Origin of the sequence: Tsukamurella sp. 8F (genome assembly GCF_029167375.1) — a bacterium.
GTDB lineage: Bacteria > Actinomycetota > Actinomycetes > Mycobacteriales > Mycobacteriaceae > Tsukamurella.
In genome coordinates, this window is the sequence record NZ_JARFTP010000003.1 from 146,695 (window position 1) to 162,574 (window position 15,880).

A 15,880-nucleotide genomic window follows, 5' to 3' on the forward strand; every position below is an offset into this window, starting at 1 on the left:
GTGCCGTTCAGTCGCGGGCGCCGGTCTCCATGTCGTCGGGATCGATGGTGGCATCGTGTAGGCGCTGCTCCTGGTAGGCGACGCGACCCACGCGGTGCGCGACGACCGGGGCCGTGACGAGCGTGAAAAGCCCCGCCAGGAGCAGCATCCAGACGTCGGCCTCATGTGCCAGCTTGATCCCCGCGCCGCCGAGGCAGAGCATCAACCCCAGGGTCTGTGGCTTCGCCGCGGCGTGCATACGGGTCAGCGTGTCGGGGAAGCGCACGATCCCGACGGCGGCGGTCAGCGCGAGCATCGCGCCGCTCAGCATCAAGACGGCGGTGCAGACGTCGGCGATCACCGCCGACCTCCGGAGTCGCCTCGGCCCAGGGACGTCCATCCGCCACCGGTCTGGTCCTTCCCCGGTTGGTCGGGCACACGGAAGCGGGCTACCGACGTGGAGCCCACGAATCCGATGAGGGACAGCGCCACGATGCCGGGCACCACCGTCGAGTTCTGGCTGAACGCGGCCCAGACGGCGAGACCCGCCATGGCGATCGCGACGAGCGTGTCGACGGCGACGACCCGGTCCAGGGTGCTCGGCCCGTCCAGCAGCCGGTAGGTGGTGACCAGTGCGGCGACCACCAGGATCGCGGCGGTGACGGTGTACACGACGGTCACGGCTTCTCCTTCCCGCGGGAGTGGTGCTCGGGCTCCGCGACGTGCCGGGGCTCGCCGACGTGCGTGCGCTGCTCGGCGGTCACGTGGTGGTATTCGTCGTCGATACCGTGCATCGGGCTCGGATGCCACTCGGTATCGCGCTCGAACGCCGCCACGAAGAGCTTCTCCATGAGCGCGGTGTCGCGGTAGAAGCCGCGCACGCCCTTCTCGGTCCCGACGTCGATGACGTGCACGTACAGCAGGCGCCGCTCGGCGTCCACGTCCAGGACCACGGTTCCGGGCACCAGATTCATCGCGTCCACCAGCAGGGTGAGCACGAGGTCCGATTTCACCGTCACCTTGGCGCGTAACACCGCCGACAGCGGTGGGGGAGACGGCCGGATCGCGAACCACGCGACCTGTAGCGACGACCGCAGCATCAACACCGTGAACACCGCGAGGAGCCTGAGCAGGGACAGTACGTGGAGGCGGCCCTCGACGGGGACCGGCGGCAGAGGCAGGACGGCCAGGATCAACAGCGCGACACCCGCGCCCGCGACCGCATTCGCGACCGACAGCGTGCCCCAGAGCATCATCCACACGACGGTGAGCCACACGACCTGCGCGAGTTTGAGCGCGATCGCGCGCCCATCACGCCAGTCGGGGAAGACTCGCTCGACGATCCGCCTAGCCATGCGAACCCCCCGCTCCGTGGCCGACCGAGTCGTGCCCGGGCGCCCCGGCTGCCGCGTGCCCGGCCTCCGCACCCGCCAACCTGTTCCGTGCGCCCGCATAGTCCACCCCGAGGACGGCGTGGACGTAGTCGTCCCGACCGATCAGCTGTTCGGCGGCGCGGTCGGTCACGGTGAACATCGGCCCGGCGAACAGGGCGACGAGCAGCCCCGCGACGAGCAGGGCGGTCGTCGGGACGACCATGCCTACGGGCATCCGGCCCGGGTCCTCGCGGTCGTCGTACTCGATGACGTCGGCGTCGTCGAGTAGCGCCTCCGGACGCGCGCCCGCGAGCCCCTCGGGCGCGTCGGCACGAGCCCGCCAGAACGCCTTGGTCCACACCCGCGCGACCGCGTAGAGCGTGAGCAGGCTGGTGATCACCCCGCCCGCGACGAGGACCCACGCGAGCATCGATCCCTTCTCCGCGCCCGCCTGCAGCAGCCCGACCTTCCCGACGAATCCCGAGAACGGCGGGATGCCGCCCAGGTTGAGCGCCGGCAGGAAGAACAGGAGCGCGAGCAGGGGACTGACGGCGGCGAGCCCGCCGAGCCGGCGCAGCGTCGCCGCGCCGGCCTGCCGTTCTATCAGTCCCACCACCAGGAACAACGTCGTCTGCACGAGGATGTGGTGCGCCACGTAGTAGATGGACGACGACAGCCCCAGCGGCGTGGACAGGGCTATCCCGAAGATCATGTAGCCGATATGGCTGACCAGTGTGAACGACAGCAGGCGCTTGATGTCCGTCTGGGCGATGGCACCGAGGATGCCCACGATCATCGTCAAGAGGGCCGCGATCATCAGCACGTCGTCCAGCGAACCGCCGGGGAACAGCAGCGTGTGCACCCGGATGATGGCGTACACACCGACCTTGGTCAGCAGGCCGGCGAACACCGCGGTGACGGGTGCGGGCGCCGTCGGATACGAGTCGGGGAGCCACGTGGACAGCGGGAACACCGCTGCCTTGATCCCGAACGCCACCAGCAGCACCGCGAACAGGGTGTTCCGCGTGCCGGACGGGACGTCGGCGAGCTTGACCGCCATATCGGCGAGGTTGAGCGTCCCCGTCGCCGAGTACGCGTACGCGATGCCCAGCAGGAACACCAGCGAGGACACCATCGACACCATGACGTATGAGACACCGGCCCGCACCCGGTCCGCGCTGCCGCCCACGGTGAGCAGCACGAACGACGCCGCGAGCAGGATCTCGAACGATACGAACAGGTTGAACAGATCGCCGGCCACGAACGCGTTGCAGACGCCGGCCGTGAGCACCAGGTACGTCGGGAAGTAGATCGAGACGGGCTGGTCCTGGTTGCCGTCGCGGATACCCTGTCCGACCGAGTACGCGAGGACCGCGAGGATCACCACCGTCGACACCAGCAGCATGAGGGCCGACAGCTGGTCGACGACCAGCGTGATACCGAGTGGGCTGCCGTGGCCGTCGCGGTCACCCCAGCCGCCCACATGCAGCGCGACGGTGCCGTGGTAGTGCGTGAAGTGCAGCATCAGCGCCGACACCCCGACCAGCACCGTCAGCGACACCATCGACACCATGCGCTGCAGTCGCGGGTGGCGGCCGAGGATCAGCGTGCACGCGGCGGCGACGATGGGAATCACCATCGGGAGGGGGATGAGGCCTCGCATGACGTCGGCGTTCATCGGTCCCCCCTCTCATCGTCGGCATTCACGTCGTGCACGGGCACCGCGCCCGTGTCCAGCGCGTCGACCCGCGCCTGGCGCAGCTCTTCCGGGCTGAGCCGATGTCCGTCGGGCCCGAAAGCGTCGCCCGCCGCCGACGGCAACCCGGTGACGGGGTCGTCCGACGCGTCGAAGTCCGGATCCTCGTCGGCCCGGTCGGCGTCGCGCTCGAGGACCTTGGTGTCCTCGGGATCGTCGTCCACCTCGTCGTCGGTGTTGATGGTGAAAGAGCGGTACGCCAGCGCCAGGATGAACGCCGACATGCCCATCGTGATAACGATCGCGGTGAGGATCATCGCCTGCGCGAGAGGATCTGCTGCCGAGTCCCGGCCGAACGAGAAGAAGCCCTCTATCGGCGGGTGACCGGGTGGCGACGCGAGGGTCAGCAGGAGCAGGTTCGCGCCGTTGCCCGCGAGGATCAGGCCCATGAGCATCCTGGTCAGGCTGCGGTCGAGCAGCAGGTAGACACCCGTCGCGAGCAGCACCCCTATTGCGAGATACAGGCCGATATCGACGATCATGCGCGGCCTCCCGGGTTCAGCGGGCCGGTCGCGCGTTGCACGGGGATCGCCGACGTGGCCGAGCCGGCGGGCCCTTCGAGGTCGAGCCGTGCGCCGAGGCTGCGCAACACGTCGAGCACGAGGCCCACGACGATGAGGTAGACCCCGGCGTCGAAGATCAGCACGGTCACGAGCTTGACGTGGCCGAACACCGGCAGGTCCAGCGAGAGGGTCGTGGAGGACAGTGCGGGCGCGCCGAGAAGCAGCGAGACGACGGCACCGCTCGCCGACAGCAGGAGGCCCGTGCCGAGGATCTTGCCCGCGTCGAGCGGGATGGTCTCGCCGATCTCGTATCGCCCACCGGCGAGATAGCGCAGCACCAGCGCGAGACCCGCGGTGAGGCCGCCCGCGAAGCCGCCGCCCGGGTTGTTGTGGCCGGCGAAGAAGAAGTACAGCGACAGGACCATGATCGTCGGGAACACGAGCCGCGACGTCACCTCGAGCACCAGCGAGCGGTGCCGGGGGTCGCGCAGCACGCTGCCGCGTAGCCAGGTGGTCCCGGAGTCGGCGGGTACGTCGACCCGCTCGGCCACGTCCGCGACGCGGGGCGCCGAGCCGAAGCGGCGGTTGCGGAAGACCAGCGACGCCACCCCGGTCGCCGCGACGAGCAACACGGAGACCTCGCCGAACGTGTCCCACGCGCGGATGTCCACCAGGATCACGTTGACGGTGTTGTGGCCGTACCCGAACTCGTACGCCTGACCCGGCAGACGGTCCGCGACCGACGGTGCGGTGCGGGCGATGCGGGCGGCGATCCCGACGCCGATCGCCATCAGCGCCACGGCGACGCCGAGTAGCGCCCGGGCTGCGCGGGTGGGCCGGTTGCCGAATATCGGCGCCTCGGGCGGCAGCTTCCGCAGCACCAGGACGAAGACCACCAGCGTCACCGTCTCGACGAGGAACTGGGTGAGTGCGAGGTCGGGTGCCCCGTAGAGCGCGAAGACCATGCCGCAGCCGTAGCCGGTAACGCCTACGACGAGGACCGTCGCCAGGCGGTTGCGCAACACCGTGGCCGTGAGCGCCGCGGCGCACATGACCAGCGCGATAGGAGCGAATGCGAGGTTCAGGCGCGCGTGTACGTCGCCATGCGCGCGGGTGCCCGCAGCGAGTACGGCGACCGGCAGCGCCACGAGCGTGACCAGGATCGTGGCCTGGGTCAGGGGCAGCGAACCACGCTGCGTGCCCTGCGTCATGCGCAGCGACAGCCAGTCGGCCGCGCGCAGCGCGGCGTCGTACAGGCGGTCGGCGTTGCCCAGCAAGGGGCTGTCCTTGCGACGCAGCCGTTGCAGCAGGCTCTCCGGTTGCGCGATCGCGATGCCGAGCACCACGATCGCCGCCGTGAGCGCGAGCGGTGTGTTCACGCCGTGCCACAGGGCCAGGTGATAGGGGTGGGCGGACGCGGGGAATTCGGCGTCGGCGTAGACGCTGAGCAGGCGGTCGAGGGGTCTCGCCGCGAGCCCGACCGCAAGGCAGCACAGGGCGAGGAACGCGGGCGCGGCGAGGAATCCGGCATCGGGTGCGTGCATGCCGGCGACGGCGCTCGACGGCCGCGCCTGTCCCTTGTCGCCGAATGCGCCCCACAGGAAGCGGATGCTGTAGGCCATCGTCAGGACCGAGCCGATGGCCACGCCCGCGACGAGCACCGTCGGGACCCAGGACGGGCTCGAGTGCGCATGCATCAGCGTCTCGAGCGCGGCCTCCTTGCCGACGAAGCCGGCCAGCGGCGGTAGGCCGGCCATCGACGCGGCCGCGACCGCCGCGATCAGCGCGAGCACGGGTTGCGCCCGCCCGAGGCGGGAGAGGCGGCGGATGTCACGCGTCCCGGTCGCGTGGTCGACGATGCCGACCACCATGAACAGCGTCGCCTTGAACAGCGCGTGCGCGATCAGCATCGCGGTGGCCGCGAGCGCGACGTCCCGTCCGCCCACGCCCATCAGGACCATGAGGAAGCCGAGTTGGCTGACGGTGCCGAACGCGAGGATCAGCTTGAGATCGAACTCGCGCAGTGCGCGCCACCCGGCCAGCAGCATCGAGAACAGGCCGAGTCCGAGCACCAGAACTCGCCACGCATCGAGGTCGGCGAACGCGGGTGCCAGGACGCCGACCAGGAATACGCCGGCCTTCACCATGGCCGCGGCGTGCAGGTAGCCGGATACCGGTGTCGGTGCCGCCATCGCGCCGGGCAGCCAGAAGTGGAACGGCACGATCGCGGATTTCGACAGCGCGCCCAGGAGGATGAGCGCGACCGCGACCTCGACGCCGATCGTGATCGAGCCGCTCGAGGCGCGCGCGATCGTCTCCGACAGCAGATAGGTGTGGTAATGCTCGCCGAGTGCGATCAGCCCGACGAGCATCGCGAGCCCGCCGAGCGTCGTCACGAGCAGGGCCTGGGTCGCCGCGCGACGGCTGGTGGCGCGCTCTGCGTAATAGCCGACGAGGAGGAACGACAAAACCGACGTGAGCTCCCAGAACGTGTACATGAGGAGCGTGTTGTCACTGGTCACGAGGCCGAACATGGCGGCCATGAAGGCCACCAGCTCGGCGGCGAAGACCGGCAGTTTACGGGAGTTGCTGTGTGCGAAGTAGCCCGCGCAGTACACGAGGATCGCGGCACCGATCCCGAGCACGAGCACCGACATGATCGCCGCCAGCGGGGTCAGCCGCAGGTCCAGGTCCATGTGCAGCGGCGGCGCCCACGGCAGGCGCTCGGTGCGAACGGGACCGCCCGCGGTCGGCCACTGGGTGAACACCCACACCAGGCCGCCCGCGGGTACCAGCGCCAAGCCGAGGAACGCCCGCGCGCCGAGGAGGCTCGTCAAGACGGGTGCGGCTAGGGTCGCCAGGGACAGGCAAATAAGGACAATGAGCAAAGGGCACTCCGTCTGCTTGAGGGCGGGGTGTCGACTCTGGACATCCTACCGGCAGAGAAGGAACACCGAGGAAGGTGCACGTGACCGTAGGCCCGACGGTGCGGCGAGCAGTCGCCGCGACGATGCTGGGGGCGGCGCTCGTCGCCGGAACAGCCGCGTGCGGGGGCGATTCCCAGCCCTCGTCCGCGCCCGCGACGGTGTCGCTTCCCGACGGATTCCCCTCCGGCCACGTGCCGCTGGTCGAGGGCTCGCTGATCGCTGCGTCGAAGCGCTCGCAGGACGGCACCGACGTCTACTCGGTGACCGTGCAGGCGGACGTCAATGGTTTCGCCGCTGCGCGGAAGAAGCTCGTGGACGGTGGATTCGCCGTCAGCAGCGAGGGTGATGAGAGCGGTACCCGCACCCTCCAGGTCACCGGTCACGGCTACTTCGTCTCCGTCACCGCGGTCGCCCCCGGCAGCGAGTCGAACGGCGTTCCCAACGCCGTCAACTATCAGGTGAGCAAGGAGTAGCCGCAAAACCAGCGCTGTGACGCGGCTTCGTGGACTGTGCGTCTATACCGGCCTGCGCCGTGGGGGTTTCTGCGGACGGTGGTGACAGTCGCCGCGATCGCGTGATATCACCCGTACCGGGGATTGGTACGGGGGTATCGATGTATGACGTGGAGCGGCTGCTGCGCGCCGGTTCCGGGGTGGTGCGTGCGCGGGATCTCCGCGCCGCAGGGCTGGACGGCCGCCCGGAGGTGTACGGACTGCGGCGGATCCGCCGTGGCTGGTACGCGGGTGGTTCGCCGCCGGACGACCTGATCGCGGCGGTCGCAGCGGGCGGCGCGCTGACCTGTGTGTCCGCGCTGAGACTGCGTGGGGTGTGGGTGCCGGAGGGGTACGGCGTCCACGCCCGGCGGACGCGCTACGCCGACGCCCGCAAGGGGGTGGTGTGGTGCCCGGTTCCGCATGCTCCGATCCGCGCAGCCTGCGACCCGCTGCCTGATGCGCTCCGGGCCGCCGCGCGCTGCCGTCCACCCGAGGACTTCATCGTGTTGTGCGATTCGGTGCTGAACATGCGGCTCGCCACCATGGATCAGCTCGTCGAGTGGCTGCCCGGGCTGCCCGCCGCGAAGTCGTTGGCCCGCTGTGACGGGCGGGCCGATTCCGGAACCGAGACCATGGTTCGGCTGCGCCTGCGATCCGAGGGAATCCACCTCGACATCCAGGTGTACCTGCACGGCGTGGGCACGGTGGACATCCTGGTCGGGAACCGGCTGATCATCGAGTGCGACAGCCGCGCCCACCACACCGATCGGAACGCCTATGCGGATGATCGTCGCCGCGATCGGATGTCGACCATGGGCGGCTACATCACGCTCCGGCTGACGTACTTCGATGTCGTCCACGACTGGGAGGCGGTGCTGGACGATATCCGAACCCTGATCCGGCGTCGCGCACATCGGTGACTCGTAGAAACAGCGCTCTCCCGCGCCTCGGTGGAGCCTGCGTCCACGCAGGCGCGCGACGCCGGGGTTTCTGCGGTCACCGCCGTTCCGCGTACGCCGCCAGGTCGGCGACCTGCCGCGGGTCCAGGGACGGTCGTACCACTTTTCGCGCGGCCTCGACGTCGGCCGCGGTCACGGTGGCCGCGTCGATGTCGCGGCGCATCGCGGTGAGCGCGGCCTCGCGCAGCAGGGCTCCGCAGTCCGCGGCCGAGTAGCCGTCGAGTTCGGTGGCGAGCGCATCCAGGTCGACCTCGTCCAGGGGGATGTTGCGGGACGCGGTCCGCAGGATCTCGGCGCGGGCCTCCGCGTCCGGCGGCGGCACGAAGATCGGGCGCTCGAGACGGCCCGGCCGGAGCAGCGCGGGATCGATCAGGTCCGGCCGGTTGGTGGCTCCCAGCACGACGACGTCGCGGAGCGGCTCGGCACCGTCGAGCTCGGTCAGCAGGGCGGCCACCACCTTGTCCCCGACGCCCGAGTCGGTCCCCTGCCCGCGGCGCGGCGCGAGCGCGTCCACCTCGTCTAGGAACACGAGGGACGGTGCGGTGGCCCGTGCCCGGCCGAACAGGTCGCGCACCGCGCGCTCCGATTCGCCGACCCACTTGTTCATCAGCTCCGCGCCCTTGACGGAGTGCACCGACAGCTGCCCGGATGCCGCGAGCGCGCGCACCACGAACGTCTTGCCGCAGCCCGGCGGGCCGTACAGCAGGACGCCGCGCGGCGGTTCCACGCCGAGCCTCGCGAAGGTGTCGGGGTGCCGCAGCGGCCACAGGACCGCCTCGGTGAGCGCCTGCTTGGTCTCTGCCATGTCGCCGACGTCGTCGAGGGTTATCGCGCCCACCGACACCTCGGTGGAGCGTGATACCGGGCGGATCACCGTCAGGGCACCGTCGAGGTCGGACTGCGTCAGGCTGGGCTCGGAGTCCTGTTCTCCGGCAGCGCGCGCGGCGGCCCGCAGAGCCGCCTCCCGGCACAGTGCAGCTAGATCGGCTGCCACGAATCCCGGTGCACGAAGGGCGATCTCGTGCAGGTCGAGCCCCTCGGTCGGTACGTCTGCCAGTAACAGGCGGAGCAGCCCCTCGCGCGCCTTCGCGTCCGGGAGGTCCACGGTCACCGTGCGATCCGCCAGATCGGGCTCGCGCAGCCGCGGATCCACATCGTCCTGGTTCGACGCCGTCACCAGCAGCGCGAGTCGCGGCGTTGCGACGGCCGAGCGAAGGGCCTCGAGGATCATGGTCGACACCGGCTCGCGTTCGGCGGGGAGCAGAGCCTCGATGTCACGGATGAGTAGCACGCCCGGCTCTGCCTGCGCGCGCGACACCGCGTCACGGACGCGCGCGAGGCGCGTCTGCGGCTCGAGCGCGCCGGTGAAGGCACCGTCGAGCTCGGTCAGGTGGCGGCCCGCGGCCACGGACCGCGCGAGCGTCGCCTTGCCGCCGCCGGTGGGTCCGAGGATCAGCACGCCCAGCTGCCCGGATGCGCCGAGCCGGCTGAGCAACTCGGGCTCGTCGAGCGCGAGCGTCAGCCACTCGGTGAGTCGCGCGGCCTGCGCATCCACGCCGACCAGGTCCTCGACCCGACGGGGCGTCGATCCCGGCCCGGACCGGGCGGTCCCGGGAGCGGGATCGGCGGCGACCACGAGTGGCGCGGAGTGCGCGGCCGTCTCGGGCGCCTCGCCTGAATCCGCCCACAGCACAGCGGTGTTCGGCTGGATCGAGACGGGCCCGGGTGCCGGGTCGACGGAGGTCACGGTGAGCAGCTCCGTCGTCCAGCCGACTCCGACGAGGCGGGAGAGCGCCGTCGATGTCGTCGCGCTGGACGTGCCGGGGCCGAGGTCGCGGGGGAGCAGCGAGACCGCGTCTCCGGCGACGACCACCTTGCCCAGCAGTGCCTGCCGCAGGGTCACGGAGTCGAGCGCGGCGGACGCGAGCTTCGATCCGCGGAGCCGGACGGTGCGCGCGCCGTACACCGTCGCCGGGGTGACCGCGACCGTCGAGTCCTCGCGCAACCCGCAGTTGGTGATGGTGACGTCGTCGAGGAGTGCGATGCCGGGCGGGATGTCCCGTGCTGCGGCCACGACGGCGGCGGTCCGGCGGGCGCCGATCAGCTCCACCCCGTCCCATTCGCGCAGACCCAACGCGGCTAGGGCCTCGGGGTGGATACGGACCACGCCGCGCCGCGTCTCGAGCGCGGATGCGTGGAGGCGGACGGTGAGCGACAGCTGCGGCACGCGGACCAGCCTAGGACAGCGTCAGAGCTCGTCGGTCTCGTTGTGCTCGTTGTGGCGCGCAGGCGGGCGGCGCAGGCCGAGGCGCGCGGACGACGACCGCCGCACCGGTGTGGTGCGGCGCGGTAGGACCCGGCGCTGTTGGCGCCGCATGGCGCGGCGCTCGGCCGGCTTCGTCTCCCAAGCCGCGGGGCGCGCCTCGACCCACCGCTTGGAGCGCCAGGCGAACGGGATGTGCAGGAGGTACAGGGACACCACCGCGAGCAGCGCCACGTAGGGGTAGGTGAGCAGCAGCGCCGCGAACGCTCCGGTCACCACCAGCACCCCGGCCGCCTTGGCGGGCTGCACGGTCATGCTCTTGAAGCTCGACGTGGGGATGCGGGAGACCGTGAGCGCCCCGATGATCAGTGTCCAGACCACGACGGCGCTCACGGAGACCCACCAGCCACGACCGAGCTGCTGCTGCAGCGCGAGCGGCGCGAGGGCCAGCAGCGCTCCCGCGGGCGCGGGGACGCCGACGAAGAAGTCCTTGGTATAGGCGGGGGCCGTGGGATCGTCGTCGAGCACGTTGAAGCGCGCGAGCCGCAGCACCATCGCGACCACGAAGATCAGGCACGCGATCCAGCCGATGGGTGAGTGGCCGAGCACCGTGAAGTACAGGATCAGTGCCGGCGTCACGCCGAAGTTGATGACGTCGGCGAGGGAGTCGAGTTCGGCACCGATCTTGGTGGACGCGCCGAGCAGCCGCGCTATGCGGCCGTCGAGGCCGTCCAGGATGGCTGCGAACGCCACGAGCGCGACCGCGGCGTCGATGTTGCCCGTCGCCGAGAACCGGACGCCGGTCAGGCCGGCACACACCGCGCCGATCGTCAGGATCGACGGCAGCATGAGTACGCCGATGGGGCGCGGCTCGGGCTCAGCTCTCACGTGAGCCGCGCGATCACGGTCTCGGCCGCGACGGAGCGCTGACCGGGCCACGCCTCGAGGGTGGTCCCCTGGGGGAAGTAGGTGTCGACGCGGGAGCCGAACCGGATGATGCCGTAGGTCTCGCCGAGCGCCAGAGCGTCCCCGGGGGCGCAGTCGGTGCGGATGCGGCGTGCGACGAGGCCCGCGATCTGTACGACGCCGATCGGGCCGTGCTCGGTCTGCAGCCGCACGGAGGTGCGCTCGTTGCGGTCGCTGGCCTCGGGCAGGTCGGCGGAGAGGAACGAGCCGGGGCGGTGCTGGACCAGTTCGACGGTGCCCGCAAGCGGCGCGCGTTGCACGTGCGCGTCGAAGACGCTGAGGAAGATCGAGACGCGGGGGAGCGGTAGGTCGCCGAGGCCGAGCTCGGCGGGCGGGACGTGGGTGTCGACGAGGGTCACCTCGCCGTCGGCGGGGGCTACTGCGCGGCCCGGTGCGGAAGGGGGCACGCGGCGCGGGTGCCGGAAGAACGTGGCGCAGGCGGCGGAGGCGGCCAGAGCCGGGACCCGGATCCACCGGCGGCGGTGGCCGACGACCGCGACCGCGAGGGGCGCGGCGACGAACGGAACGCCCGCGGCGTGCATAGGCGGCACCGTGTGGCGCACCAACTCGACGATGTGCTCGAGACCGGTCGAGTGCTCGGTCAGGTGGCCGTCGACCGGCGGTTTGGGGCGGCGTGCCACTTCGGCGGGGTCCTCTCACTGCGTGCAAAGTCGGCACTCATTGTGACAGCAACCCCGCCGAAGCGGCATAGGGCCGTGGCCTACGTCAACGCTTGGCCCGCGAACCCGTGACCAGCTTCACGATGAAGAGCAGGATGCACGCTCCCACCACCGCTGTGATGAACGTGAAGAAGTAGCCGCCGCCGGCGACGTCCACTCCGATCAGCTTGAGCAGGAAGCCGCCGAGCAGGCCACCCACGATGCCGACCACGATGTTGAGCAGAACGCCCTGCTGGGCGTCCGTACCCATGAACTTGCTGGCGATCCACCCTGCGAGACCGCCGATGATGATCCAGGCGATCCACCCGACCTTGTCGACTCCGCCGCTGGCGAGGAGAACGGTATCTGCCGATGTGAGCATGTCGAAACCTCCGTCTACGTCAGTCGGCGAGGGGAATGACGGTGACGACCGTGCCCGGGTCGAGTGCTACAACCTGGGGCGCGATGTCGATAAGGCAGTCCGCCGACGCCATCCAGCGTAGGTAATGAGAGCCGTGTTCACCGACTGGAATCACCGATTCGTTACGGTTTCGGTCCTCCGGCGTGAGCCTGGCCCGGACAAACTGCCGCTTACCAGGGATGGAACGTATGCCGGAGCCCAGTTCCGCTGTGCGAGACGGCCGATCGGGCAGGCCGAGCGCCGCGCGCAGCGGCGGGCGCAGGAAGACCTCGAACGATACGAGCGCGCTGACGGGGTTCCCCGGGAGCGTGACGATGGGGACGCGGCGGCCGCCTGGTGACAGTACATGGCCGGCGCCCTGCGGCATCCCCGGTTGCATCGCGACCTTGACGAACTCGACCTCGCCGAAATCGCGATCGGCCAGAGCCTCCCTGACCACCTCGTAGGCACCCGCGCTGACCCCGCCGCTGGTCACGACGAGGTCGACGGGGGCCGGGCCGTCGGCGTCCAGTCGCTCGCCCAGCTCGCGGCGCAGGTGGGCCGGGTCGTCGGGCACGAACCGCAGCACCTCGGCGGTCGCGCCCGCGGCCGTGACTGCGGCGGCCAGCATCACCGAGTTCGATTCGTAGATGCGGCCGTGGGGCAACGGCTCTCCGGGCGCGACGAGCTCAGATCCCGTGGACAGCACGAGGACGTGTGGGCGCGTGCGTGCGGGGACGGTGGCCAGCCCCAGCGCGGATGCGAGGCCGACCTGCGCGGGTCCGACGACGGTGCCCGCCGCCAGAGCGACATCGCCCGCCGCGACGTCGGAGCCCGCGTGGCGCAGGAACCGGCCCTCGGTAGCGGACTCCGTGAAGGTCACCGTAGCCGGCGGTGCGCTCGCGCCCCGCGGACTGTCGGTGGCCTCGACGGGCACGATCGCGTCGGCACCGTCGGGCAGCATCGCGCCGGTCATGATGCGGTGCGCGGTCCCGGGTGTCAGCGTGAGCGAGTCGGTGCGACCGGCCGGGATGTCGGCCACGACGGGCAGCGTCGCTTCCGCCGTGGCCTCGGCGGCACGCACCGCGAAGCCGTCCATCGCCGAATTCGTGAAGGGCGGCAACGGGATCGGCGCCGTGACATCACTCGCGAGCACCCGGCCCACGGCCGCTGTGAGGGGTACGTCCTCCGTGCCGGGCGGCGGCACCAGGGCGGCGACGGTGGCGCGATGCGCGTCTACCGGGATCATCTACGCACCCGCGCGCTCGGTCTCCGCGGTGCCCGGCTCCGCCAGCCGCGTGAGTAGCAGGGCCTCGGCGAGCGCGATCCGTTCGAGCTCGCGCGGGTCGACGGATTCGTTGGGCGCGTGGATCCGGCACCGCGGTTCCTCTACCCCGAGCAGGGCGATCTCCGCATGCGGTGCGGCTGTGCGCAGCGCGGTGCACAGCGGGATCGAGCCGCCCTGGCCGCTGGTCACTACATCGGCTCCGAAGGCCTCCGCCAGTGCCTCCCGCAGCGCGCCGTAGCCGGGCCCATCGGTCGCGGCGGCGAACGGCTCGCCCGCGGCCTCCTCGGTGACCGTCACGTGTGCGCCCCACGGAGCGTGTGCGCGGAGGTGCTCGGCGAGCAGGTCGCCTGCGGCACGCGGGTCCACGCCGGGCGGCACGCGCAGGTTCAGCAGCGCTGCTGCACGCGGCTGGATGGCCGCCGCCGCGGTCGCGGTGGCGGGCGCGTCCAGGCCGATGACCGTGACCGCGGGCCGCGCCCAGAGCTGGTCGGCGATGGTGCCCGACCCCAACACCGACGTGCCTTCGTGTACCTGTGCATCGGCGCGGAAGCGGGCGTCGTCATAGGCTGCCCCGGTCCATCTTCCGGAGGCGTCCAGACCGTCGATCGTGGTGTTCCCGTTGGCATCCCGCAGGGTGGCGAGCAGCGCGACGAGGGATGCGAGGGCATCCGGCGCGGCTCCGCCGAACATGCCGGAGTGCAGAGCGGTGGTGCCGGTGGACACCGCGACCTCGATGTTGACGACCCCGCGCAGCGCGGTAGTGAGTGTGGGGACGCCGACCTCGACATTGCCGGTGTCGCCGATAAGGATCAGGTCGGCCTGTGCGATGTCGGGACGCTCGGCCACCAGGTGTTCCAGGCCCTCGCCCCCCGCCTCCTCGGAGCCCTCGACGATCAGTCGCACGCCCACTCCGAGACCGGACGTTGCGCGCACTGCGTCGAGCGCGGTCAGGTGGGCTACGACGTTGCCCTTGCAATCGGCGGATCCGCGTCCGTACCAGCGCTCGGCGCCATCGGGTCCGCGGCGCGTGGTGAGTGTGAACGCGTCCGACGCCCACTCGTCCGCGGGGCCCGGAGGCTGGACGTCGTAGTGGCTGTACAGCAGCACCGTCGGCCGGCCGGGCGGGGCCGGCGTATGGCCCAGTACGGCCACCGAGCCGTCGGACGTGAGGATCCGCTCGACGTTCTCCACGCCCGCGTCCGCGAACGCTCCCGCGACCCACGTCGCGGCGTCGGTGGCCGGCCGCGGGCCGAACTCCGCCGAATCGTGCACCGACGGGTATGCGACCAGTGCTGCCAGCCGGTCCCGGGCTGTGGCCATGAGACCGGACACGGCCTCGCGTACGGCTGCTGTCTCCATGCGTATCAGCTTGCCAGGCCGCCGGCGGGCATGAAACGACCCGTACGACCGGCCCCCATACGGTGAAAGCGAGGTGTCCGGGTGTGAAACCTGCTGCTAACGCGGCGGGTCTATTTTCACTGGTATGGCGTTCGGACGGGACAGGCGAGAGCGGGGAGTGCTCTTCGACATCGACGGGGTGCTGGTCACCTCGTGGGAGCCGCTGCCCGGCGGCGCGGAGACGCTCGCGTGGGTGCGTGAGCAGGGGGTACGGCGCGCGTTCCTCACCAACACGACGTCGAAGACCGCCGCGCAGATCGCGCAGGCGCTCGGCGCAGCGGGTCTGGACGTCGACGTGTCGGAGATCGTCACCGCTGCGCGGCTGACCGGCGAGTACCTGCGCACCCGGTATGGGGGGCGTCGCGTGCACGTGCTCACCGACGGGCCCGAAGACGATCTCGGGGACGGGTTCGAGACCGTCGACGCGGATCCGGACGTGGTGGTGCTCGGCGGCGCCGGGCCCGCGTTCACGCATGACGCGTTGAGTCGCGTGTTCGAGTTCCTGTTGGCCGGCGTCCCGGTCGTCGCCATGCACCGCTCGATGGCGTGGGCGACCGCTCAGGGCCAGCGGATAGACACCGGGCTGTATCTGGAGGGGCTGTGCCGCGCGACCGGCGTGACTCCGACCGTGATCGGGAAGCCGTCGCCCGTCGGATTCCGCACCGCGGCCGACTTGATGGGGCTCGACCCGTCGGCGGTGGTGATGGTCGGAGACGACGTGCGCGCGGATGTCCTCGCCGGGCAGGTCGCGGGCATGCGCGGAGTCCTCGTGCGCACCGGCAAGTTCCGCCAGGCCGCCCTCGACGCGGTGGAGAGCGACGAATTCGGCCTCGTGCCCGATTACGTCGTCGACGGCGTCGGCGACCTCCCGGGCCTGCTCATGAGGGTGTGGGGCCTCACGTGATTTCGGTGCAT

At 70.9% G+C, this 15,880-nt stretch carries 15 protein-coding genes; 3 read left to right on the forward strand and 12 right to left on the reverse strand.

The features are described 5' to 3' along the window. Positions 1 to 7: 7 nt before the first annotated feature. From mnhG to P0W64_RS03520, 6 genes are read right to left on the reverse strand one after another with little or no spacing between them, the layout of a single operon-like run. Positions 8 to 340 carry a monovalent cation/H(+) antiporter subunit G gene (mnhG, locus tag P0W64_RS03495; RefSeq protein WP_275478671.1) on the reverse strand — a complete coding sequence of 111 codons (333 nt, stop codon included), beginning with the start codon at positions 338 to 340 and terminating at the stop codon, positions 8 to 10. Continuing rightward, the gene (locus tag P0W64_RS03500) at positions 337 to 660 is read right to left on the reverse strand and encodes a monovalent cation/H+ antiporter complex subunit F (protein ID WP_275478672.1); all 324 of its coding nucleotides are present in this window, start codon (positions 658 to 660) and stop codon (positions 337 to 339) included. Before P0W64_RS03500 ends, mnhG begins: the two co-directional genes overlap by 4 nt. Further along, a complete protein-coding gene (locus P0W64_RS03505) occupies positions 657 to 1,334 on the reverse strand; it encodes a Na+/H+ antiporter subunit E (RefSeq protein ID WP_275478673.1) in 678 nt (225 codons plus the stop codon). The genes P0W64_RS03500 and P0W64_RS03505 overlap by 4 nt, the downstream gene beginning before the upstream one ends. Further along, positions 1,327 to 3,030 (reverse strand): Na+/H+ antiporter subunit D, encoded by a 1,704-nt coding sequence (locus P0W64_RS03510; RefSeq protein WP_275478674.1) that lies wholly within the window; start codon positions 3,028 to 3,030, stop codon positions 1,327 to 1,329. The genes P0W64_RS03505 and P0W64_RS03510 overlap by 8 nt, the downstream gene beginning before the upstream one ends. Then, a complete protein-coding gene (locus tag P0W64_RS03515; protein ID WP_275478675.1) occupies positions 3,027 to 3,590 on the reverse strand; it encodes a Na(+)/H(+) antiporter subunit C in 564 nt (187 codons plus the stop codon). Before P0W64_RS03515 ends, P0W64_RS03510 begins: the two co-directional genes overlap by 4 nt. Next, positions 3,587 to 6,499, reverse strand: coding sequence for a Na+/H+ antiporter subunit A (locus tag P0W64_RS03520; protein ID WP_275478676.1), 2,913 nt, complete (start codon positions 6,497 to 6,499; stop codon positions 3,587 to 3,589). The genes P0W64_RS03515 and P0W64_RS03520 overlap by 4 nt, the downstream gene beginning before the upstream one ends. A gap of 80 nt (positions 6,500 to 6,579) precedes the next feature. On the opposite strand from P0W64_RS03520, the gene P0W64_RS03525 reads away from it, so the two are divergent. Further along, positions 6,580 to 7,011 (forward strand): hypothetical protein, encoded by a 432-nt coding sequence (locus tag P0W64_RS03525; RefSeq protein ID WP_275478677.1) that lies wholly within the window; start codon positions 6,580 to 6,582, stop codon positions 7,009 to 7,011. Positions 7,012 to 7,151: 140 nt separating this feature from the next. After that, positions 7,152 to 7,952 carry a DUF559 domain-containing protein gene (locus P0W64_RS03530; RefSeq protein ID WP_275478678.1) on the forward strand — a complete coding sequence of 267 codons (801 nt, stop codon included), beginning with the start codon at positions 7,152 to 7,154 and terminating at the stop codon, positions 7,950 to 7,952. Positions 7,953 to 8,028: 76 nt separating this feature from the next. Here P0W64_RS03530 and P0W64_RS03535 read toward each other — a convergent pair whose 3' ends face one another. The 6 genes from P0W64_RS03535 to P0W64_RS03560 form a co-directional block, all read right to left on the reverse strand. After that, positions 8,029 to 10,218, reverse strand: a complete 2,190-nt coding sequence (locus P0W64_RS03535) for an AAA family ATPase (RefSeq protein ID WP_275478679.1) — start codon at positions 10,216 to 10,218, stop codon at positions 8,029 to 8,031. Between the two features lie 21 nt (positions 10,219 to 10,239). Beyond that, a complete protein-coding gene (gene pssA, locus P0W64_RS03540; protein WP_275478680.1) occupies positions 10,240 to 11,142 on the reverse strand; it encodes a CDP-diacylglycerol--serine O-phosphatidyltransferase in 903 nt (300 codons plus the stop codon). Further along, entirely contained in the window at positions 11,139 to 11,861 is a 723-nt protein-coding gene (locus tag P0W64_RS03545; protein WP_275478681.1) for a phosphatidylserine decarboxylase, read from the reverse strand. The genes pssA and P0W64_RS03545 overlap by 4 nt, the downstream gene beginning before the upstream one ends. Positions 11,862 to 11,946: 85 nt before the next feature. Next, a complete protein-coding gene (locus P0W64_RS03550; protein ID WP_275478682.1) occupies positions 11,947 to 12,261 on the reverse strand; it encodes a GlsB/YeaQ/YmgE family stress response membrane protein in 315 nt (104 codons plus the stop codon). Between the two features lie 19 nt (positions 12,262 to 12,280). Then, positions 12,281 to 13,528 carry a gephyrin-like molybdotransferase Glp gene (glp, locus tag P0W64_RS03555; RefSeq protein ID WP_275478683.1) on the reverse strand — a complete coding sequence of 416 codons (1,248 nt, stop codon included), beginning with the start codon at positions 13,526 to 13,528 and terminating at the stop codon, positions 12,281 to 12,283. After that, entirely contained in the window at positions 13,529 to 14,926 is a 1,398-nt protein-coding gene (locus tag P0W64_RS03560; protein WP_275478684.1) for a M20/M25/M40 family metallo-hydrolase, read from the reverse strand. It abuts the gene before it with no gap. Positions 14,927 to 15,050: 124 nt separating this feature from the next. Here P0W64_RS03560 and P0W64_RS03565 point away from each other — a divergent pair, with 124 nt between their 5' ends. After that, positions 15,051 to 15,869 carry an HAD-IIA family hydrolase gene (locus P0W64_RS03565; RefSeq protein ID WP_275478685.1) on the forward strand — a complete coding sequence of 273 codons (819 nt, stop codon included), beginning with the start codon at positions 15,051 to 15,053 and terminating at the stop codon, positions 15,867 to 15,869. Positions 15,870 to 15,880 lie beyond the last annotated feature (11 nt).